Here is a 21532-nt window from a genome sequence, read left to right as displayed (position 1 = left end):
ATGAGCACTCCTACAACTGTTGAACCTGCTGCGGATCCCCGGGCTCCGCTGTTCCGCCGGCTGCCGGTCATCTCGCACTTCAACAAGAGCGTGGGCCTGCAGCGCGGAATGCTGGTGGCAGGACTCATCCTGACCACCGCCTTTGTGCTGACAGCCATTTTCGCGCCACTCCTGGCTCCCTACGGGTACGCCCAGCTCTCGGACGCGGACGGCAGTTTCCCCGCACAGCAGGCACCCGGTGGAAAGCACCTGCTGGGGACCACGGTGGGCGGCTACGACGTACTGTCCAGGGTCATCTGGGGTACGCAAACGGCCATCATGGTGATCGTCGTCGCCGTCCTGATGTCGATCTTCATCGGCGTCATCCTCGGACTCGTCAGCGGCTACATCGGCGGCTGGCTCGACCGGATCCTCGTCGTCGTCGCGGATGCCATCTACGCTTTCCCCTCCCTGCTGGTGGCCATTGTCATGGCCATCGTCATCAGTGGCGGGCAATCCAGCCTGCTGGGCGGCATCATGGCCGCGGCAATCTCCATCACCGTGGTCTTCATCCCGCAGTACTTCCGGGTGATCAGGGCAGAAACCATCCGCCTCAAGGCCGAACCCTTCGTGGAAGCGGCCAAAGTAGTCGGGGCGTCCGACATCCGCATCATGAGCCGGCACATCTACAAGAACGCCACCCGCACCCTGCCGCTGATTTTCACGCTCAACGCCTCCGAAGCCATCCTGACCATGGCCGGACTCGGATTCCTGGGCTTCGGCATCGAACCGAGCTCGGCGGCCGAGTGGGGCTTCGACCTCAAGCAGGCGCTGGCCGACACCACGTCCGGCATCTGGTGGACCGGCGTCTTCCCGGGCCTCGCCATCGTGCTGACCGTCGTGGGCCTCACCCTTATGGGTGAGAGCATCAACGATCTTAACGATCCGCGTCTGCGCGGACGCAAGAAGGCCGCTTCCGGCAAGGGCGGGCCCGATTCGAACGCAGCCGCGAAGGCAGGAATCCAAGCAGAAGTGAGCAGTTCATGACTACCAACATCGACAAGCGCGGCACCGGCCCGGTCCTGGATATTGACCACCTCAAGGTCACTTTCGCCACCGATGCCGGGGACGTCTATGCAGTCAAGGACGTCAGCCTCGAGGTCAGGCCGGGCGAAGTGGTGGCGATCGTCGGCGAGTCCGGCTCCGGCAAGACCGTCACCGCCAAAACCATCCTCGGCCTCCTCCCGGAGACCGCCATCAGCTCCGGTGCGGTGCTGATCAACGGGAACAACGTCATCAGCGTCAGCGCGGCCAAGCTGCGGCAGATCCGCGGCCGGGACGTTGCCATGGTCTTCCAGGAACCGTCCACTGCGCTGAACCCCGTCTTCACCGTGGGGTGGCAGATCGCTGAAGGCATCCGTGCCCATGCGCACGGCAAGGGCGGCAAGGTGTCCGCCAAGGAAGCCAAATCCCGGGCCATCGAAGCCCTCCGGAAAGTGGGCATCCCGGACCCCGAAAACCGCGTGGACTACTATCCCCACCAGTTTTCCGGAGGCCAGAAACAGCGTGTCGTCATTGCGGCCGCGCTGGCACTCAATCCGGGGCTGATCGTCGCCGATGAACCCACAACAGCCCTGGACGTCACCGTCCAGGCTGAAATCCTCCAGCTGCTTAGGGACCTGCGGGACAAGTACGGCACCTCGATCGTGCTCATCACCCACAACATGGGGGTAGTGGCCGATCTCGCCGACCGGGTGGTGGTGATGTACCAGGGCGACGTGGTGGAGGAGGCAACCGCCAAGGTGCTGTTCGCTGAGCCGAAGCAGGAGTACACGCGGAAGCTTTTGGCGGCGGTGCCGCACCTGGGCAGGAACTCCGCGTCGGAGGGACTGACGGCGCGGGCCCACCAGGGCGGCAAAGTCCTGGTCGAAGCCAAGGGCCTGACCATCGAATACCCCGGCCGGCTGGGCAGCCCCGGCTTCAAAGCCGTGGACGGCGTGAGCTTTACGCTGTCCGAGGGTGAGGTCTTCGGCCTGGTCGGTGAATCGGGATCGGGCAAGACCACTATCGGACGCGCGATCGCGGGCCTCAACCGCACCACGGGCGGCAGCCTGAAGGTGCTGGGCTACGAGATGCTGAACCTCAAAGAGCGGACGTTCAAGCCCCTCCGCAAGGAAATCGGTTTCGTGTTCCAGGACCCGGCGGCATCCTTCAACCCGCAACTGACCATCGGTGACTGCGTTGCCGAGCCGCTCATCATCCACAGCAATCCCTCGCCGGCGCAGGCGAGGAAACGCGTGGGTGAGCTGCTCGAATCGGTGCAGCTGCCGGCGTCGTACGCTGACCGGTTCCCGCACGAACTGTCCGGCGGACAGCGGCAGCGGGCATCACTGGCCAGGGCACTGATCCTGAACCCGAAGCTGCTGATTGCCGACGAACCCACTTCGGCGCTGGATGTTTCCGTCCAGGCTGTGGTGCTGGAACTGTTCAAGGACATCCAGGCGGAGTTCGGGTTCGCCGCGCTGTTCATCAGCCACGACCTCGCGGTAGTCGACATCCTGTCCCACTGGGTCGGTGTGCTCTACAAGGGCAAGCTCGTGGAGCAGGGGCTGGGCACCCAGGTGATGGGCGCACCCCAGCACGACTACACGCGCCGGCTGATCGCCTCGCTGCCCGTCCCTGATCCGGACGAACAGGCCAAGCGCCGGGAAGCCAACCGCGCGCTGCTGGCCGGTTAGTTCCGCTTCGCAGGAAATGCCCGCCGTCCGTTCCGGACGGCGGGCATTTTCGTCCCCGGGCAACCTTCCGCTGGAACGTTGCGGGGACGCTTAACAGCCACAGGGAATTGGCGGGGTGCCCATAGACTGGGAGCATGACCGAGCAGAACCAAGATCTTCCAGGCGCCGAATCCTACGACCCCTCAGCCAGCTCATTGGCCGGACAAGTGGACCAATCGGTCATGGCGGAACTGCTGTCCATCCGGTCCAGTATCGACAACATCGACGCGACGCTCGTCTTCCTCCTTGCCGAACGGTTCAAGGCCACGCAGAAGGTCGGGTTCCTCAAGGCAACGCACAGGCTGCCTGCCGGGGACCCGGGCCGGGAGACCGCCCAGATTGCGCGGCTGCGCCGCCTCGCGGAGGAAGCCCACCTCGATCCGGCATTTGCGGAGAAATTCCTGAACTTCATCATCGGTGAGGTCATCCGGCACCACGAAGCCATCGCCGAAGACCACCAGGCCGCCGAGAACAACGGGTCCGCCGCCAGCCGGCCGGCGCCGTCCACCGCCGTCGACGCCTAGGCCATGCCGGAATCGCAAGTAACTGCCACCGCCCTGGGCCCGTGGCCCGGTGACGATCCGTTGGAGGCGACGCGGATTGTCCGCGGCGAACTCGGGAACCCGCACCTGCCGTTCCTCGTCGAGCTTCCGGACCGCGGCGTCGGCTCCGATGCACTCGGCCGGACCGCGTCACTGCTGGTGGACCTGGCCGTCGACGTTCAGCCCCACGGATGGCGGATTGTGGATCGTCCGGGGAAAGACCTCATGCGGGCGAAGTCGGCGCTGTCAACGGACATCAACGTCCTGGCCGACGTTGCCGGGACGGAAGACAGCCCGGCCCGCGACTTCAAGGTCCACCTGCGCGGACCGTTGAGCCTGGCCGCGGGCCTCCACCTCCACAGCGGTGAACGTGCCCTGCTCGACTACGGCGCCCGACGCGATATCGCCGCATCACTGGCCGCCGGCATCGGTGATCTGCTGGCCCGCGTCGGTACGGCTGTGCCCGGGGCGCGGCTGGTGGTCCAGATCGATGAACCTGATATTGCGGCGGTCCTCGCAGGAACCATTCCCACATCCAGCGGCTACCGGACCCTGCGGGCCGTCCCGGGGCAGGAAGTGACCGAGGCGTGGCGCCTCGTCATCGATGCGGCCAGGGCAGCCGGTGCCGTCGAAACGGTGATCGCGGTTGACGAAATAGAGGCGCCCTTCGACCGTATTCTCTCATCGGGCGCGGACGGGATAGCCGTCCCGCTCAAGGCGCTCACCTCCCGCCAGTGGGAACAGCTAGCCGGCGCGGTCGAAGCTGGCAAGAGCCTGTGGGCCGGGGTCGTGGCCGCGGGCAACCCGTCAGCCGCACTGCCCCGGGTACAGGAAGCAGTGGAGAACGTCTGGCGGCCCTGGCGCCAGCTGGGGCTGCCCGCCTCGTCACTCGGCTCCATCCGGGTGACGCCGTCGGAGGGGCTGGCCGGGCACACGCCGTCGTCCGCCACTGCGGTGCTGACCCGGCTCACCCAGGTGGCGGACGGGCTCAACCAGCTGGCACTCGGCTAGACGCGGCTCTCCCACCGGTCCGGCCGGGCGTAGCCCGGGAGGTGGCCCTGCCCTGCGGTTTGGCCGGGGTAGGAGCGAAGGCGGTAGTCGAAGCTGCCCGCATACACCAGGACGAGTCCCAGCTGCGGCTGGATCACCTTCACCTGGATCCGGTGCTTGCCGTTTTCGCCCTCCGCCGGTTCCCACCACTGCTCCGCATACGCCTTGGCATCCAGGGCCGCCGGCAGCGGAATGCGCAGGGCACCCAGGAACAGCCGGGACGATTCGGAGACGCCGCGGAGCCTGCCTTCGGCGGTCACGCTCAGGTTGAGGTCGGTGACCAGGCGCCGGTAGCGGCCAACGTAGTCCACCAGCCCCGGCTTGCTCCGGGAGTCGTCAAAGCTGGTGGTGTCATGGAACAACCGGGTGCGGCCGGGAAACTGGATCTCGCGCCTGGCGGTGAGGCTTGACCGGCCGAACGGATCGAGGTGTGCGTGGTTTTCGATCCGGAAGGGAATACGTTCCCCGTATTCCGGAAAGAATGCTTCTTCCCCGGCGGTCAGCCGCAGCAGCGGACGGAGCCACTGCTGCCGGCACCCCACAACGTCGAAGACCCCTTCTCCGACGCCGTAGCGGCCTGAGCCGGGAGCAAGCGAAAAGTACTCCTGGAGCTCGGGCTGCAGCCGGGCGAAGTCACTGCCCAGAGCGCGTTCATAGATAGGCGTTGTCACGTTGGCCTCCTGGTTTCGACACGTCGTTCATAGTCTGCCCGCGGCCTTGAGCCGGATATAGGCGTCCGCCAGTGCGGGCGGCAGCTGGTGGGGTTCGGCGTCCACCACTTCCACCCCCATCTGGCGCAGCTGGATGGCGACTGCTTCGCGTTCCAGCAGTGCCCGTTCGGCGGCCGCCGCGCGGAACACCTGTGCCGCCGTCGTACGTTCCTTCTGCATCGTACCGAGCATGGGGTCCCGGACGGAGGCAACCACCACAACATGCTGCTGCGCCAGCTGGGCGGCCATCGGCAGCAGTCCCTCTTCCGGTGCGCCGCTGTCCAGCGGCGTCAGCAGCACCACCAGCGAACGGTGCGCCGATATCTGCCGGATCTGGCCAGGGACCTGGCTCCAGTCCAGCTCAATGAGTTCCGGTTCCAACGGGGCCATGGCCTGCACGAGCTGTCCCAGCAGGTTTCCTTTCGACGCGGAGCCTGCCCGGCCGCGCGTCCGGCGGTCGAATGCGAAGAAATCCACACGGTCGCCGCCGCGTTCGGCAAGGACGGCCAGCAGCAGGGCAGCCTCGATTCCGGTATCGAGCCGGGGTTCATCGTCGATCCTCGCCGCCGCCGTCCGGGAGGTGTCCAGCATGATGACCACGCGCCGGTCCCGTTCGGGACGCCAGGTACGGACGACGACGGCGGACCGCCTCGCCGTAGCGCGCCAGTCTATCGAGCGCACGTCGTCACCGCGGACATAGTCGCGCAGGGAATCGAATTCGGTGCCGGCACCCCGGATCTGGACCGCCGCCTTGCCGTCGAGCTCGCGCAGTTTTCGGAGCTTGGACGGCAGGTGGCGCCGTGAGTGGAACGGCGGGAGCACCCGCACGGCGCCGGGACACGGGAGGGTCCGCTGGCGTGCGGCCAGCCACAGCGGGCCGAAAGCCCGGAGGGTCACATGCGGTGCCTTGAGGTCGCCCCGCCGGGCAGGTTCCAGCCGCACCTTCATCCGGCGCCGTTCGCCGGCCGGAACGTCGATGAACTGGCGCGGATCCTTTGCACCGGCGGACGGCTGCCAGGCGTCCCGCACCAGGGCGCGGAGCCGGCGCGGACCGGTGTTCCCGATGGTCAGGACGGATTCGCAGCTGCCTGTCAGCGTGACGTTCCCGGGAAGCGTGCGGTCCAGGGTGATCTTCCGCAGCGGCGCCGCCAGGGCAAGGTCCAGCAGCAGCAGTGCGCCCAGGACCAGGCAGACCACCAGGACCGTACCCCAGCCGGGAAGCAGCAGCACGGGCACCAGCCCTGCCAGGGCCAGAAGTACGAACCGTCCGGAAATGGCCATGGCGTCAGCGGGGCACGGGCACAGTTGCCAGGATGCTCGCGAGCACCCCGTCAACATGCACGCCGTCCATCTGTGCTTCCGGCTGCAGGGCAACACGGTGCCGCAGGCAGGGGAGGGCCAGGGCCTTCACATCATCGGGGGTCACGAACTGCCGCCCGGACAGCCAGGCCCACGCACGGGCGGCACTGAGCAGGGCGGTGGCGCCGCGCGGCGACACCCCGAGCTGGAAGGAAGGGGCGGCACGGGTGGCCCTCGCGATGTCCACGATGTAGGCGGTGACTTCGGGCGCCACCACCACGGCAGCCACTGCTTCGCGCGCCTCCTCCAGCTCTGCCGCACCCGCGACCGCGCGCACCCCGGCGGCGGCCAGGTTCCTGGAGTCGAAGCCGGCCGCGTGCCGGCGGATGACCTCGATTTCATCGGCACGCCCCGGCAACGGCATGGCAAGTTTCAGCAGGAAGCGGTCCAGCTGGGCTTCCGGGAGGGGATAGGTGCCTTCATACTCCACCGGGTTCTGCGTGGCTGCCACGATGAACGGTACGGGAAGCTGCCGGGAGACGCCGTCTGCCGAAACCTGGCGTTCCTCCATGGCCTCCAGCAGGGACGCCTGCGTTTTCGGCGGTGTCCTGTTGATCTCATCGGCGAGCAGGATATTGGTGAACACGGGGCCTTCGCGGAAACTGAACTCCGATGTCCGGGAGTCAAAAACCAGTGAGCCGGTGATGTCGCCCGGCATGAGGTCGGGCGTGAACTGCACGCGCTTGGTGTCCAGGCTCAGGGCGGCGGAAAGCGTCCGGACGAGCAGGGTCTTGGCCACACCCGGAACGCCCTCCAGCAGGACATGCCCGCGGCACAGCAATGCGATCAGCATTCCGGTGACGGTGGCGTCCTGGCCGACGACCGCCTTGGCCACCTCGTGCCGCACGTTGAGGAGGGCCTGGCGGACGGGATCGCTGCCGGGTGCTGCCTCCGCCGTTGCCAGGGCCGGACCGCCGGGGCCGCCCTGGGTGAATCCGTTGGTCTGCTCACTCATTGGGCGGTTACCTCTTTCTCTAGTGATTCCAGCTGCTGGGCCCAGTGGACCAGCTCGCTTTCCGTGTGGGGGCGGCCTTCGAGGACGCGGGCGGTCTCCTCGCGGGTTCGCCCAAGGTGCCGTGCGGCGGCGTCGACAATTGCCGATGACTCAGCCTCCGGTCCCAACCGGAGGAGCCGGGAGAGGCGGACCAGCGTACCGGCCCTGAGGTTGTCAGCAGCCCTGTCCACGGCGTGGGCGTCGTGGTAGAGCCGGGCGCGGCCCTCGGCAGTCTCCACGGCCTTGACCACCACCGGCAGCGGCTCGAAGACCAGCGGTCCCAGCCGCCGGCCCCGCCAGGCCATGGCCAGCACGGCTACCAGGGCTAGCCAGGGGCCGAGGAAGGAGACCCACGGCGCGGCGAGCTGGTCAAGGGTCTTGGGTGTGTCCTCAGCGACCACGTCAGCGAGCCCGGGAAGGTACCAGACCAGGGTGTCCGAGGCCCCCAACGTCCTCAGCGTCAACGCCGCATTGCCGTGTTCATCGAGCCGGCGGTTGCTGAGTACTTGGGTGCTGCCCAGCACCACCAGACTGCCATCGTCACTGGCGGCATACAGTCCGCCCAGACCCTCGGTAGGCTCATAGCAGGCGAGGTCGGCCTTGTACAGGTACGCGGACTCCGCCGTGACGGCCCCGGCTGCTGCGGGATCGTCGAGCCCACAGCCGGGATCCAGGATTGGCACTCCGGACGGCACCACTCCGGCAGGACTGATATCGCGGTCAAGAGCGCTGAGCGTGCTGAGCCGGGGAGTGACCACCACCAGCCGGTCCGTCGCCTGCCGCAACTCCTGCAGCTGCACGGGGTCCAGGTAGCCGTTGCGATCGTAGAGGAACAAGGTGGTGCCGGTGCCGTCGCCTGCTTCAAAGGCGCCGGATTCGGCGGCGTCATCCAGTGCGGACATTGTCGCTCCGAAGTTATCGGTCTGGCGAACGTCAACCCCCCGGCTCCGCAGAATCTCGGCCGCTGCCCGTGCCCCGTCGGGAGCTGCGTTGCGTGTGGACAGGGGAAAGCTGTCGCCGCGGGGCGAGAGCTGGGCCATGATCGTCAGCCCCACGCCAAGGGAAAAGACCAGGATGAGCACCGTCCACGTCCGGTGACGGCGGATCCATGCGGCGAGGGGGCGGACCGGGCGAGCGCCGTTGGCGGCGTCTCCGTCGGCCGCTCCTCCGTCGTTTACCGGCCGGTTCGCTGATTCGAGGACGGGCGTCATCGTGGCAGCACCAGCCGGTCTGCGGCAGGCTGTCCGAAGTCGGGCTTTGCTGCGTCCAGGCGCTGATCCAGCGCAACCAGCACGGCATGGTCGCTGGCCGTGGCGTCGGCACTGCCGTACCGGGCAGCGTCGAAGATGCCGGCAGCGTGACGGAGTTCGGCGGCATGGCTGCCGAAGGCCCCGGCCAGCTGGCCGGCCACCTCGTCCGCCGTCCGGCCGGGCAGGGGATCGATGACCGTGCGGTCCTCCGCGGACCGGACCATGGCGCGGAACTGTTCGACGACGGCGGTACGCCACTCGGAGCGCGCCGCGGCTGCCGCAGCGCGCCGCCGGTATTCGGCCGGGCTGACGGAAGGATCGGCGTCCACGTCGTCCCCGGCGGGGCGCCGGCGCCGGGCGTTCAACCGGGGGCGCGCGAGAAGGACAGCGACGGCGATGAGGACCAGGATTGTCACTCCGATGGCCGGTACCGCAACTCCGCTGTCCATGGCAGGGTCGCCGCTGCCGAGGGATCGCAGCCAGTCAGTGAACTGCCGCCAGAGGTCGGTGAGCCAGTCGGGCTGCGCGTCCTGGTAGACGGGTTTGGAGAGCTCTTCGGCGGCCCACCTGCGGGCCTCCTCGCTGCCGGGTTCCACTGGTGGAGCGGGAGGCACAACCTGCGCGCGGTCCAACGTCGACTGCAGAACCACCCAGGCCGGAGACGCCATTTCGGATGCCGACTCGTATGGGCCTGGCCGGCTCATCCGGCGCCCGGCGGCGGATTGGTTTGGTGCGGCCCGTAGCTCGGCGGCGGGTTGTAGCCGGGCGGGTTGTAGCCCGGCGGCGGGTTGTACGGGGGCTGCGGCCCGTAGCCCGGCGGCGGGTTATACGGTGGCTGCGCGTACGGCGAGTTGTAAGGCGAGTGTCCGTAAGGCGGCTGGGGCCAGTTGCCGGTGGGAGGTCGTCCCGCGAAGTTCACTTCCGGGGCCACACCGCGTCCGGGAACGCCGTCGGCCTCGTTGCCCGATTCGAGCTGCCGCTGGAGGGCGAGGTCAAGGCCCTCCTTGCGCATCCGGAGATCAAAATAGAGGAGCCCCATCACCGAAGTCTGGAAAGCGTAGCCGACAGCCCCGATCACTGCGGTGACGATGATCGCAGCGATCCCGAGACCCGCGTCGAGGGCGCGCTGGCCGGCGTCGTCGCCGTGCGGGGCGATGACGGAGGAGAGCCCGCCGGAGGCGAGCCCGAGGGGGATCAGCACAATCTGGCTGATGATGCCGATCAGGAGGGAAATGACCAACAGGATGCCGAAGATGCGCCACCAGCTGTGACGGGTGAGCTGCCAGGACCTCCGCAGGCCGTCAAGGACGTCCAGCTGCTCGACGACGATCGCCGTCGGCGCCAGGAGGAGCCGGATGGAGAGCCACACCACGATCAGCATGGAACCGAGGAACAGCGGGACGAGGATCAATGCCGACGATCCGCGCATGCCGTCAACCAGGAGCACCACTGCGCCGACCAGCACGACGCCCAGGGTGATGCCCGCCAGGAGCTGCAGCCCGCCATAAGCCAGCAGCGATCCGATTTTGGATCGCGACAGCTTCCACATCTCCTTGAATCCCGTGCGCCAGTTCAGGACAGACCGGGCCACGGGAACGGCCATCACACCCTGCAGCACGATGGAGATGAAGAAGGACAGGAGTCCTAGGATGGCGGCGCCGATGAGGAGGCCAAAGCCCAGTCCGATCATTTCGGGGGGAGCCATGCCGGACACCCACGTTGCGATCGACTGTCCGCGCGATTCGGTCTCCGCTGTAACGACTGCGCTGACAACGGTTGCCAGGGTTTGGGCAAGAAGTGCCGCCCCCAGCATCGCCCCGGCGTTCCGCCTGATGGTCTGAAACGACCCGTCCAGGATTTCGCCGAACAACAGGGGCCGCAGGGGCACGACGCCGGGCTTTGGCGGGGCGACATATCCGGGTTGAACGTATCCCGGCTGACCGTACGGCTGCTGAACGTATCCTGGCTGACCGTACGGCTGCTGAGGAGCCGGCTGCGTTCCGGGATGGGGGGAGCCCCACTGGGGCTGGCCGCCATAGGCGGGCGGCGGTGCGTTCCACTGCGCGGGTGCGTCCCAGGGGAGTGGCTGCACCGGCTGCGGCTTGCCCTCCCCGGGCCACGCGTTCGGATCCTGCTCTGACAACCTGTTCCTCCCCAAAAGACGCTGTCCGCGAGCCGCCCGGCCACAACTTCCGCCCGGCGCTCCGGACCGGCGGTGAACTGCACCGTCCGGCCCGCTCCCAGCCTATAGTTTTGCCTGCATGCCTCATAGCTTCCGGCTGATTCTTCCCGCTGTGGCGGGGACCCGCCGTCGGAAGCGCGCCCCGTACGGCGGGTCCCCGCGCCATGCCGTGTCGGCCCTCAACGGGACAAAGCCCATTCAATAGGCGAATATATAACTATGAAGGCACGCATTCTGGTAGTGGACGATGACGAAGCGCTGGCCGAGATGATCGGTATTGTCCTGCGCAATGACGGATTTGAGCCCGTCTTTTGCGCGGACGGCGGGCAGGCGCTGGAAGTCTTCCGCTCCTCGAAGCCTGATCTCGTGCTGCTTGACCTGATGCTTCCGGGCATGGACGGGATCGAAGTGTGCCGGCAGATCCGCGCCGAGTCGGATTCGCCCATCGTCATGCTGACCGCCAAGTCGGATACCTCGGACGTGGTCCGCGGCCTGGAATCGGGGGCGGACGATTACGTTCCCAAACCGTTCAAGCCGGCGGAATTGGTGGCCCGTGTCCGCGCCCGGCTCCGCCCCGGTGACCAGAAGGCCCCCGAAACGCTTCGCATCGCCGACATCACCATTGATGTGGCCGGCCACCTGGTGAGCCGGAACGACGAACGCATTTCGCTGACGCCCCTCGAGTTCGATCTGCTTGTTGCGCTTGCCCGTAAACCGTGGCAGGTCTTCACCCGCGAACTGCTGCTGGAGCAGGTCTGGGGATACCGGCACGCGGCAGACACCCGCCTTGTGAACGTCCACGTCCAGCGGCTGAGGTCAAAGATCGAGCGCGACCCCGAAGCCCCCGAAGTAGTTTTGACGGTCCGTGGTGTCGGCTACAAAGCAGGTTCCTGAACCGTCCAGCGGCGACGCCGGCAATGAGCCGGAGATAGCCCGACCGCCAAAAACGGAACACCCCCACGTCCACAGCGCTCCGGAACACACCGACGCCATCGCAGGTGTGCTCTCCGGGTTGCCGTTCCGTGCCCGGATCTGGGTCCGCCGGGCCCGGATCGTGGGCCTGCGGGTCTCGCGGCTCGTCCGGACCGGGCTGATCAGGCTCCTGCCGGGCGTCCGTTTCCTGCTGCGGGCACTGCACAGGCGCTGGCGCCGGTCCTTGCAGTTCCGGACGGTCCTCACCACGCTGCTGCTGTCGATCGGTTCTTTCGCAGTGGTTGGCGCCTACCTGTCGAACCAGATCGCCAACAACCTGTTCCAGGAGCGGTTGACGCAGGCGGAGTCGGAGACGCTCTATAACGTCAAACAGGTCCAGGACACGTTCGACGGCGCCCAGGTCACCGACCAGTCAAGCGTCATTACGCTGGTCTACGACACCTTGAATGCCGTGGAGGGGCGCGGAAACGTGATCCAGCGGCGCTACGTGTTCGAGGCCATGCCCGAACAGACCAAGCCCCGAAACCGCTGGGTGGAATCGCGGGCCTCGGACCAGCTGACCATTAGCGTGATTCCGCCGGAGCTGCGGAAGGCCGTCCAGGAGTCCGGAAAGGACCAGTTCTGGGCATCCACGGAGTTCCCCGTGGGAACCGAGGACCGGCCGGGCATCGCCGTGGGCAACAAGGTCACCTTCAACGGCACCGTGTACGAGCTGTACCTTATTTACGACCTCAACACTGCACAGAAGACCCTCGACGAGATACAGAATGTCCTCCTGGCCGGCGGCGCGGTACTTGTGCTGATCATCGGTGCCATTGCCTGGTATGTGACGCGCAACGTGGTCAGCCCGGTCAGCCACGCCGCGGTGGTGTCGGAAAAGCTGGCGGCCGGGCAGCTCCAGGAACGAATGGTGGTCAAGGGCGAGGACGAAGTGGCGCGGCTGGGCGCATCGTTCAATCACATGGCCGCCAGCCTGCAGGAACAGATCACGCAGCTGGCTACCTTGTCGCAGATGCAGCAGCGCTTCGTCTCGGACGTGTCCCACGAGCTTCGCACGCCGCTGACCACAGTGCGGATGGCCGCCGAGGTTCTGTACGACGCACGGCACGATTTCGACCCCATCAACAAGCGCTCCGCGGAACTGCTCTACAACCAGGTGGAACGGTTCCAGTCGCTCCTGGCTGACCTGCTTGAGATTTCACGCTTCGATGCCGGCGTGGCGGTACTCGACGCCGAACCCACCGATATCCTTCAGCTCGTGGCCAATGTCGTGGAGGACGCAGGGCCGGTCGCGGCCGAGTACGGTTCCGAGGTCACCATCAATTCGCGGGAAGAGAGCATCGTGGTGGAGATGGATGACCGGCGCATCGAGCGGATTCTCCGCAACCTGGTGCTGAACGCGCTCGAGCACAGCGAAGGCAAACCGGTCAGCATTTCCGTCGCAGCGAACGAAACCGCCGTGGCGGTGGCCGTCCGCGACCACGGCATCGGCATGACGCAGGCGGAAGCCGCCAGGGTGTTTGACCGTTTCTGGCGTGCGGACCCCGCCCGGGCGCGGACCACGGGCGGCAGCGGGCTGGGCCTGTCCATCGCCGCGGAGGACACCAAACTTCATAACGGGTGGCTCCAGGCCTGGGGCAGCAAGGGGACTGGATCGAACTTCCGGCTGACGCTGCCCCTGCGGCAGGGCGAAGCGATCACCAAATCGCCGCTCCAGCTGGAACCGGCCGACGTCGAATTGCCGGGCGGATCGGGCCAGGGCACCATGCTGCTGTTTGGAACCGTAGCCCTACCGGAGGAAGCAGGAGCCGACGGCGGTCCTGCCGGGCCGCCCACAGGGCAGGCAGAGCCCCAGCCGGCCGTGCCGTCAGCAGTTGCTCCGGGGTCGAAGCACGGCGAGGGCCGGGAAGAAGCAAAATGACCGGTATCACACGGCGGTTTGGCACGGCGGCCGCGGCCTTGATGACTGTATTGCTCCTGCTGCTCACCTCCTGCGCCCAGATTCCGCGCTCGGGGCCCGTGGGGAAAAGTACCGACGAGAGCGCGGGCAAGCCAAACAATGCGCCCGTCTTCTTCCCCGTTGCACCGCGTGAAGGCGCCGGCCCCGAATCCGTCATTGAAGACTTCTACCTCGCTGGCAGTGGCTACGAGGACGACTACGCCGTGGCGAGGGAATACCTCACTCAAGCAGCATCTGTTGCGTGGAAACCGGACCAGCGGACCCTGGTCTTCCGCTCAACCAAAGTGGTCCGCACCGGGGTGGAAAACGTCTACAACTACGAACTGGACGTCGCCTACTCCGTTGACGCGGACGGGATTGCCACACAGTTCCCCGAAGGCACCAAGGAGAAAATTCCGGTCACGCTGACGCAGGTGGACGGCCAGTGGCGCATCTCCGCCATTCCCGACGGGATCGCCATCCCGGAGCAGACATTCAAGGTGATTTACGGCGCCTACCCCATCTATTTTTACGATCCCGGCTTCACGTATGCCGTGCCCGACGTCCGATGGTTCAACAAGAAGAAAACGGTCAAGGCGATGACCAGCGCCTTGCTGAGCGGACCCGCCCCGTACCTCAAAGGAGCCGTGGTCAGTGCCTTCCCGTCCGGGATGAAACTGACACGGGAATCCGTCCCGGTCGTCTCCGGCGCAGCGCAGGTTGATCTGTCAGCCAAGGAACTCGTGGAGGCCTCCAATGAGGATCGGCTGAGGATGCAGACCCAACTGGCCCTTTCCTTCCGCGGCCAGCCGGATGTGGTCAACGTCGAACTGCGCGCGAACCAGGACCTTGTCCGGGTCGAGGACAACGGGTCCGTGCTGCCCCCTGTCCGGGACAAGAACGTGCCGGCCCGCCAGATCGCGGTTAACGACGGCCAACTGGTCCGATACGAAAACAACCGGATCTCGCCGCTCCCGGACATTCAGCCGGTGGGGGCCCTTGGCCCGGCTTCCCCTGCCGAATCGCCGATATCGCAGTCGGCGGCGTTCCTGAACGGCAGCCGGACCACCTTGTACTCCATCGTGCCGGGACAGCCGGCACGGGCGCTGACCACCCGCAGCACCCTCACCCGCCCGTCGTTCGGCCAGCAGGATTGGGTCTGGACGGCCGGACCCGGCGCCAACGGGGCCACGGAAGTGCTTGCCTACCGGCCCACCGGAATTCCGGAGGGCGCCAACATCCCCACCGTCACGCTGGCCCCTGCCTGGCTGGCCGGTCGTACCGTCAAGGAATTCCGCATATCGCGTGAAGGCGTTCGTGCACTCGTGATTTCTGAGCAAAACGGAAAAACCCGGGTGCAGGTGACGGGAATCGTCCGCACGGCAGACGGCACTCCCCGCGACCTCACGGCCCCGACCACCCTCCTGACCGACCGCGATCCGGACCGAGGTGTGTGGGTCAGTGACACCACCGTCGCGGTCATGAAAGCATCGGCAACTGACAACGTGACGCCCGAACTGCTGTCCTTGGCGGCGTCACAGCCCCAGCAGCTGGCGCCCTGGCCCGGGCTTACGGCCATCAGCGCCGGCAACGGCCCGGAGGAAATTTTCGGGCAGTCCGCCGACGGCATCTTCCAGCGCCTTGGAAACGGCTGGTCGCCCCAGCTGAAGGGGCCTGTGGACCCGTCCTTCCCCGGCTAGGGACGGCGGTACCTTTTCCCCATAGGCGCCGAATCCACATAGGCGGACACGCCACTTCCGGCGGAGCCGCCCGCCCTGGAGGCTTGGCATGTGGAGAGAAGCCCGGACCCGGACCTTGAACCGCCCGCACCCACTGCGGCAAAGCACCGCAGTGACTACTCACAATGGTGGCCGCGGGCTGCGGACCGTGCAGCCATGGCGGGCCGCGAGCTACTGGCGCTGGCGGCGCCGGTTGAATGCGTCTGTTGCGGGACGGAGGACTTCGCGCTGTGCGGACCCTGCGAGCGGGCGGTGCGTATCCTCACGAGGACTCCGTTCCGCGCTGAGGGGCAGGCTCCTGCCCTCATGGACGTGAACGGTTCGGTGATCCTCCCCGTCGTCGCAGCAGGCATGTATCGCGAGGAACTCGCGCAGGCTGTGTTGTCGTTTAAGAAACATGGCCAGGGGCAGCTCGGAGCGGTGTTGTCCAAGGCGCTGGGACGGGCCATCAGCGGCGCGGCCGGAACTTTGCAGGGATACTGCCTGATACCCGTTCCCACCACCAACAGCGCATTCAGGAAGCGAGGCTTCAGCCCCGTGCACCTCCTGCTGCGGAATTTGGACCGCCGCGGGGGCCTCGGCGCCGGGAACCTCACCAACGCACTCCGCAAGGGAAGTGCCCTTACCGAAGGGGCAGCTTCCAATCATGACCTGTCCGGACGCCTCCGGGCGCTGGTTCCAGCGCACCCGCTGGCCGGAGGTCAAAAGGGACTCGGGCGGGGTGCCCGCGCCAAACGTGTCCGGGGGTCCATGCAGGCACGATTGTCGCCGCTCGCGCCGGACATCCGCGGACGCCCGTGCATCATCGTTGATGATGTCCTCACCACCGGTGCCACCCTGGCGGAAGCAGCGCGTGCCGTCCACCGGGCGGGAGGCGTTGTGATGGGTGCCGTAGTGCTGGCGGCGACACGCCCGCCCGACGCCGCCGACCCACCGGCCGTTCACGGTGCCACAGCAGGGACTGGCGGCTGACATTGAAAAAAATAAATGAAGAAAAGGTGAATAACGGGTACCGATGAACTAACGTCGGTTGTGGGTACCAAGATCAGTTGTACCTGTCGATAGCGGCTCGGAAAGGGGCTCGACTGTCAGTCAGATCGGCCCCGGGAAGTGCCGCCGTCGTGTCACCGAAGTCATTTGGAGGGCACCATGGAGTTCATGATCAGCGGACGGAATTTGACGGTTTCAGACCGCTTCCGCGAATACGCCGACGAGAAGATCTCAAAGATCGCATCGCTGGGAGACAAGGTCCAACGGGTGGACGCGAAGGTCTCCAAGGAGACCAAGGCCCGCCAGACCGCAGACTTGCTCACGGTTGAGCTGACCGTCTTGGGCCGCGGCCCCGTCATTCGTGCAGAGGCAAGCGCCGCCGACAAGTTCGCCGCGTTCGATCTCGCTTACAACAAGCTTCTTGAGCGCCTTCGCCGGGCCAAGGATCGTAAGAAGGTCCACCACGGGCGGCACACACCCAAGGCCGTCCGCGAGGCAACTGCCAGCCTTGAGCCGGCAAGCACCACCGAGCCTCTGTATGTGGAGGCCATCAACCACCAGGAGCCCCAGGCCGCGCCCGTTGAAAAGTCGCCCTACGAGGTCGACAACGACATCCCCGCAGGGGATTCTCCGGTTCTGATCCGCCGCAAGGTGTTCCCCGCGGCGTCCCTCACGCTCGACGATGCCGTCGACAACATGGAGCTCGTGGGCCACGACTTCTACCTCTTCGTGGACAAGGAAACCAAAGCACCGTCCGTGGTGTACCGCCGCGACGGGTGGACCTACGGCGTCATCAGCCTGGACCAGACGTGCGAACCGGGCGAAGCAGCTGTCGAGGAAAAGATCCTCGCCTACCGCTCGGAGGATGAACCTGCGCGCCCTTAAGCCGCGCGTCCGCCTAAGCTGGTGTTGACCAGCCAACGGAAGGACTGACATGGGCGCATCGCTGAGCCTTATCCAGGCGCGGCGGATCGCTTTGGCAGCCCAGGGATTGGACAAAGGACGGCCCGCCGGACCCGTGAGCGCACGGGCGGTGGGCCGTACCTTTGACCGGCTCCACCTGGTTCAGATTGATTCCGTCAACGTTCTGTCCCGCAGCCACTATCTGCCCTTCTTTTCCCGGCTCGGAAATTATGACCGCGGCATTCTGCACCGGATGGCCTCAACGCATCCGCGCAGAATGACGGAGTACTGGGCACACGAAGCGAGCTTCATCCGGCCGGACCATTTTCCGGACCTGCTGCTGTGGCAGAACCGGAAATGGGTCGGCGCATCCGGCATGGATCCCGAACTGCGCACGGACGTCGCCGAGAAAGTCCTCAGCGCGCTGACCAGCAGTAAACCCCTGACTGCCGCAGAACTCACCGCACGGATCGGGCATGTCGAAGACCGTCGGACGGACAACTGGGGGTGGAACTGGAACGCGGTCAAGCGGGTCCTGGAGCATCTGTTCGAGGAAGGACTTGTCTCGGCCTCCTCCCGGACCGAACAGTTCGAACGCCGCTACACGCTGTCCGCCAAGGTCTACACCGCGTTTGACGGCGGCGGAGCTCAGGACGCGGATCCCGCGGCGGCAATGGACAGGCTCATCGAGGCCGCCGCAAGGGCCCACGGCATCGGCACCGTCCGCTGCTTCGCCGACTACTTCCGCACGCCGCTGAAGGCTGCGGCCACCGCTGTGGAGCACCTGGTCGACGGGGGCACCCTTGAGCCGGTGTCGGTCCGGGGCTGGGACCGGCCGGTGTACCGGCACGTTGACGCCAGGCTGCCCCGCGCAGCAACAGGGCGGGCGCTTCTGAGCCCTTTTGACTCGCTTGTCTTTGAGCGTCGGCGGCTGGAGGAGCTCTTCGGCTTCCACTTCAGGATCGAGATCTACACTCCGGAGGCCAAACGGCGCTTCGGCTACTACGTCCTCCCGTTCCTCCTTCGGGACGGCATCGTGGCTCGGGTGGACCTCAAAGCTGACAGGCCGGCCGGGCTGCTCCTGGCGAGGGCGGCGCATGCCGAACCGGGTGCCCCAGCCGACACCGCCGTCGAACTTGCCGCGGAACTCCACCTCATGGCTGAATGGCTGGGGCTTGACGGTGTGGTTGTCTCGCCGGTCGGCGACCTTGCCGCTTCCCTTGCCGAGGCCGTCGCTGCCCACGAAACCGGACTATCCGCTCTCAGGGAACAGGCGTAACGTGCCGTGCGTGACTCCCGTAGACTGAACACGCCAGAATTCGGCAGCTTGAGACTGGGAGCAACTTCACGTGGCATCACTTATCGAAAAACTTCTCCGTACGGGTGACAAAAAAACCCTGAGGCAATTGAGGAACTATGCCGATTCCATCAATGCCCTGGAGAGCTCTTTCAAGACCTTCACGGACGCCGAACTGCGTGAAGAAACCGACCGGCTCCGTGGACGCCACCAGGACGGCGAGAAGCTCGACGATCTCCTGCCGGAGGCCTTCGCCGCCGTCCGCGAGGCTTCCTCGCGGACTTTGGGAATGCGGCACTTCGACGTTCAGCTGATGGGCGGCGCGGCGCTGCACCTGGGCAACATCGCCGAAATGAAGACCGGTGAAGGAAAGACCCTCGTGGCCACCGCTCCGGCCTACCTCAACGCCCTGGCCGGCAACGGCGTCCACGTCATCACCGTGAACGACTACCTCGCCGAGTACCAGTCCGACCTCATGGGCCGCGTCTACCGTTTCCTCGGCCTGAGCAGCGGCTGCATCCTGTCCAACCAGGACCCGGCCGTGCGCCGCGAGCAATACGCCGCGGACATCACCTACGGCACCAACAACGAATTCGGTTTTGATTACCTGCGCGACAACATGGCCTGGGACAAGTCAGAACTGGTCCAGCGCGGCCACCACTTCGCGATCGTTGACGAAGTGGACTCCATCCTCATCGACGAGGCCCGCACCCCGCTCATCATTTCCGGTCCGGCCCAGGGCGACACGAACCGCTGGTACAGCGAATTCGCCAAGGTGGTCCTGCGGCTCAAGGCCGACACCGACTACGAGGTCGACGAGAAGAAGCGCACCGTGGGTGTGCTCGAAGCCGGAATCGAAAAGGTCGAAGACTACCTCGGCATCCACAACCTCTATGAGTCCGCCAACACGCCGCTGATCGGGTTCCTGAACAACGCCATCAAGGCCAAGGAGCTCTTCAAGCGGGACAAGGACTATGTCATCCTCGACGGCGAAGTCCTGATCGTGGACGAACACACCGGCCGCATCCTGGCCGGCCGCCGTTACAACGAGGGAATGCACCAGGCGATCGAGGCCAAAGAAGGCGTCGAAATCAAGGCGGAGAACCAGACGCTGGCCACTGTCACGCTGCAGAACTACTTCCGCATGTACGACAAGCTTTCAGGCATGACCGGCACCGCCGAGACCGAAGCCGCGGAGTTCATGGGCACCTACAAGCTCGGAGTGGTGGCCATCCCCACCAACCGGGACATGCAGCGCATCGATCAGTCTGACCTGGTCTACAAGAACGAAGCGGTCAAGTTCGACGCCGTCGTCAAGGACATCGCCGAGCGCCACGAAAAGGGCCAGCCCGTCCTCGTAGGAACCACCAGCGTGGAGAAGAGCGAGTACCTCTCAAGGCTGCTGGCCAAGGAAGGCATCCGGCACGAGGTCCTGAACGCGAAGAACCACGCCCGTGAAGCCGCGATCGTCGCGCAGGCCGGCCGTAAGGGAGCCGTGACTGTCGCCACGAACATGGCCGGTCGCGGTACGGACATTATGCTGGGCGGCAACGCCGAATTCACGGCCGTCGCCGAACTGGCCGCCAAGGGCCTGGATCCGGAAGAAAACTCGGAAGAGTACGAGGCAGCCTGGCCTGCTGCGCTCGAAGCGGCCAAGCAGGCAGTCAAGGACGAGCACGAGGAAGTGCTGAACCTTGGTGGGCTGTACGTCCTGGGCACGGAACGCCACGAGTCGCGCCGCATCGACAACCAGCTCCGCGGCCGTTCCGGACGTCAGGGCGACCCCGGCGAGTCCCGGTTCTACCTGTCGCTCACCGATGACCTGATGCGTTTGTTCAATTCGGGCGCGGCCGAGCGGCTCATGAACAGTTCTGTGCCGGACGACGTTGCACTGGAATCGAAACTGGTGTCCCGGGCCATTGCGTCCGCGCAGGGCCAGGTTGAAGGCCGCAACGCGGAACAGCGCAAGAACGTCCTGAAGTACGATGACGTCCTCAACCGCCAGCGTGAAGCAATCTACGGTGACCGCCGGCGCATCCTCGAGGGAGATGACCTGCACGAGAAAGTGCAGTACTTCATCGAGGACACCATCACTGCCCTCATCGACGCAGCAACCGCCGAAGGCACCGGCGACGACTGGGACTTCAACCAGCTCTGGACGAACCTGAAGACGCTCTACCCCGTCAGCGTTACATCCCACGACGTCATCGACGAGGCCGGCGGCAAGTCCCGCATCACGGTGGACTTCCTGAAGGAAGAGATTCTTTCCGACGCCCGCCTGGTCTACCAGGCCAGGGAACAGGTCATCGGATCCGAGAGCATGCGCGAACTCGAACGCCGGGTGGTCCTGTCCGTGATCGGCCGGAAGTGGCAGGAACATCTCTACGAGATGGACTACCTGAAGGAAGGCATCGGCCTTCGGGCGATGGCCCAGCGCGATCCCCTGGTGGAGTACCAGCGCGAGGGCTTCATCATGTTCCAGGCCATGATGGAGGCCATCCGTGAGGAAAGCGTCGGATTCCTGTTCAACCTTGAGGTCGAGGTGACTCCTGCGGAAGACGTTGTGGTCGCCGACGGCGCCGGAGAACACACGGAGCACCACGAGCCGCAGATCCGTGCGGCCGGCCTGGAAGCTCCGGAGAAGCCCGCGCAGTTGCAGTACACCGCACCGGGAGAAGACGGCGCCAGCCAGACGCGTGTCGAGGGAAGGACTTCCGGGCGTTCAGGGAACCCGGCCAAGGCCGCTGCCCAGGACGGCACCCGGAAGGCCGCTGCGAAAAAGAAGAAGCGCTAGGAATTGACGGCTGCCGGAGCAGCCGCACCTTGAAAACGGATGAGGACCGGAACCACTGTTCCGGTCCTCATCCGTGTTCGCAGGGGGTGGTGGG

Annotated in this window: 17 protein-coding genes; 11 read left to right on the top strand and 6 right to left on the bottom strand. The window is 66.0% G+C overall.

Annotated elements, in window-relative coordinates:
* From BS38_RS0107285 to BS38_RS0107270, 4 genes are all read left to right on the top strand, one after another.
* Positions 1 to 1026 carry an ABC transporter permease gene (locus BS38_RS0107285; RefSeq protein ID WP_028270199.1) on the top strand — a complete coding sequence of 342 codons (1026 nt, stop codon included), beginning with the start codon at positions 1 to 3 and terminating at the stop codon, positions 1024 to 1026.
* Positions 1023 to 2717 carry an ABC transporter ATP-binding protein gene (locus tag BS38_RS0107280; RefSeq protein WP_028270198.1) on the top strand — a complete coding sequence of 565 codons (1695 nt, stop codon included), beginning with the start codon at positions 1023 to 1025 and terminating at the stop codon, positions 2715 to 2717. Before BS38_RS0107285 ends, BS38_RS0107280 begins: the two co-directional genes overlap by 4 nt.
* A gap of 134 nt (positions 2718 to 2851) precedes the next feature.
* Entirely contained in the window at positions 2852 to 3280 is a 429-nt protein-coding gene (locus BS38_RS0107275) for a chorismate mutase (RefSeq protein ID WP_028270197.1), read from the top strand.
* A gap of 3 nt (positions 3281 to 3283) precedes the next feature.
* Positions 3284 to 4309, top strand: coding sequence for a hypothetical protein (locus BS38_RS0107270; RefSeq protein WP_028270196.1), 1026 nt, complete (start codon positions 3284 to 3286; stop codon positions 4307 to 4309).
* Here BS38_RS0107270 and BS38_RS0107265 read toward each other — a convergent pair.
* The 6 genes from BS38_RS0107265 to BS38_RS24605 all read right to left on the bottom strand — a co-directional run bounded on the left by BS38_RS0107265 (position 4306) and on the right by BS38_RS24605 (position 10549).
* Positions 4306 to 5019: a DUF4166 domain-containing protein gene (locus BS38_RS0107265; protein WP_028270195.1), complete on the bottom strand. Its 714-nt coding sequence runs from the start codon at positions 5017 to 5019 to the stop codon at positions 4306 to 4308. The two genes, BS38_RS0107270 and BS38_RS0107265, sit on opposite strands and share 4 nt — an antisense overlap.
* A 27-nt stretch (positions 5020 to 5046) precedes the next feature.
* Complete coding sequence (locus tag BS38_RS0107260; RefSeq protein ID WP_028270194.1) at positions 5047 to 6339, bottom strand: DUF58 domain-containing protein; 1293 nt, start codon at positions 6337 to 6339, stop codon at positions 5047 to 5049.
* 4 nt (positions 6340 to 6343) lie between these two features.
* Positions 6344 to 7372, bottom strand: coding sequence for an AAA family ATPase (locus BS38_RS0107255; RefSeq protein ID WP_028270193.1), 1029 nt, complete (start codon positions 7370 to 7372; stop codon positions 6344 to 6346).
* Positions 7369 to 8622 (bottom strand): DUF4350 domain-containing protein, encoded by a 1254-nt coding sequence (locus BS38_RS24610; RefSeq protein ID WP_081818840.1) that lies wholly within the window; start codon positions 8620 to 8622, stop codon positions 7369 to 7371. Before BS38_RS24610 ends, BS38_RS0107255 begins: the two co-directional genes overlap by 4 nt.
* Positions 8619 to 9257 carry a DUF4129 domain-containing protein gene (locus BS38_RS0107245; protein ID WP_231511111.1) on the bottom strand — a complete coding sequence of 213 codons (639 nt, stop codon included), beginning with the start codon at positions 9255 to 9257 and terminating at the stop codon, positions 8619 to 8621. Before BS38_RS0107245 ends, BS38_RS24610 begins: the two co-directional genes overlap by 4 nt.
* 104 nt (positions 9258 to 9361) lie before the next feature.
* On the bottom strand, positions 9362 to 10549 hold the full coding sequence (locus tag BS38_RS24605) for a glycerophosphoryl diester phosphodiesterase membrane domain-containing protein (protein ID WP_051628775.1): 1188 nt from the start codon (positions 10547 to 10549) through the stop codon (positions 9362 to 9364).
* Positions 10550 to 11062: 513 nt separating this feature from the next.
* Between BS38_RS24605 and mtrA the strand changes: the two genes are divergently transcribed.
* From mtrA to secA, 7 genes are all read left to right on the top strand, one after another.
* Positions 11063 to 11737: an MtrAB system response regulator MtrA gene (gene mtrA, locus BS38_RS0107235; RefSeq protein ID WP_011692552.1), complete on the top strand. Its 675-nt coding sequence runs from the start codon at positions 11063 to 11065 to the stop codon at positions 11735 to 11737.
* Between the two features lie 97 nt (positions 11738 to 11834).
* Positions 11835 to 13697 carry an MtrAB system histidine kinase MtrB gene (gene mtrB / locus BS38_RS24600; protein WP_231511114.1) on the top strand — a complete coding sequence of 621 codons (1863 nt, stop codon included), beginning with the start codon at positions 11835 to 11837 and terminating at the stop codon, positions 13695 to 13697.
* On the top strand, positions 13694 to 15415 hold the full coding sequence (locus tag BS38_RS0107225) for an LpqB family beta-propeller domain-containing protein (RefSeq protein WP_051628774.1): 1722 nt from the start codon (positions 13694 to 13696) through the stop codon (positions 15413 to 15415). The genes mtrB and BS38_RS0107225 overlap by 4 nt, the downstream gene beginning before the upstream one ends.
* 90 nt (positions 15416 to 15505) lie before the next feature.
* Entirely contained in the window at positions 15506 to 16426 is a 921-nt protein-coding gene (locus tag BS38_RS0107220; protein WP_043437958.1) for a ComF family protein, read from the top strand.
* Positions 16427 to 16603: 177 nt separating this feature from the next.
* The gene (gene hpf / locus BS38_RS0107215; RefSeq protein ID WP_028270189.1) at positions 16604 to 17329 is read left to right on the top strand and encodes a ribosome hibernation-promoting factor, HPF/YfiA family; all 726 of its coding nucleotides are present in this window, start codon (positions 16604 to 16606) and stop codon (positions 17327 to 17329) included.
* Positions 17330 to 17378: 49 nt separating this feature from the next.
* On the top strand, positions 17379 to 18626 hold the full coding sequence (locus BS38_RS24595) for a winged helix-turn-helix domain-containing protein (protein WP_051628773.1): 1248 nt from the start codon (positions 17379 to 17381) through the stop codon (positions 18624 to 18626).
* Between the two features lie 70 nt (positions 18627 to 18696).
* On the top strand, positions 18697 to 21438 hold the full coding sequence (gene secA, locus BS38_RS0107205; protein WP_028270188.1) for a preprotein translocase subunit SecA: 2742 nt from the start codon (positions 18697 to 18699) through the stop codon (positions 21436 to 21438).
* The last annotated feature ends 94 nt before the right edge of the window (positions 21439 to 21532 follow it).

This window comes from Arthrobacter sp. UNC362MFTsu5.1, assembly GCF_000685965.1.
GTDB lineage: Bacteria > Actinomycetota > Actinomycetes > Actinomycetales > Micrococcaceae > Arthrobacter.
This window is presented reverse-complemented; position numbering and strand designations above follow the sequence as displayed.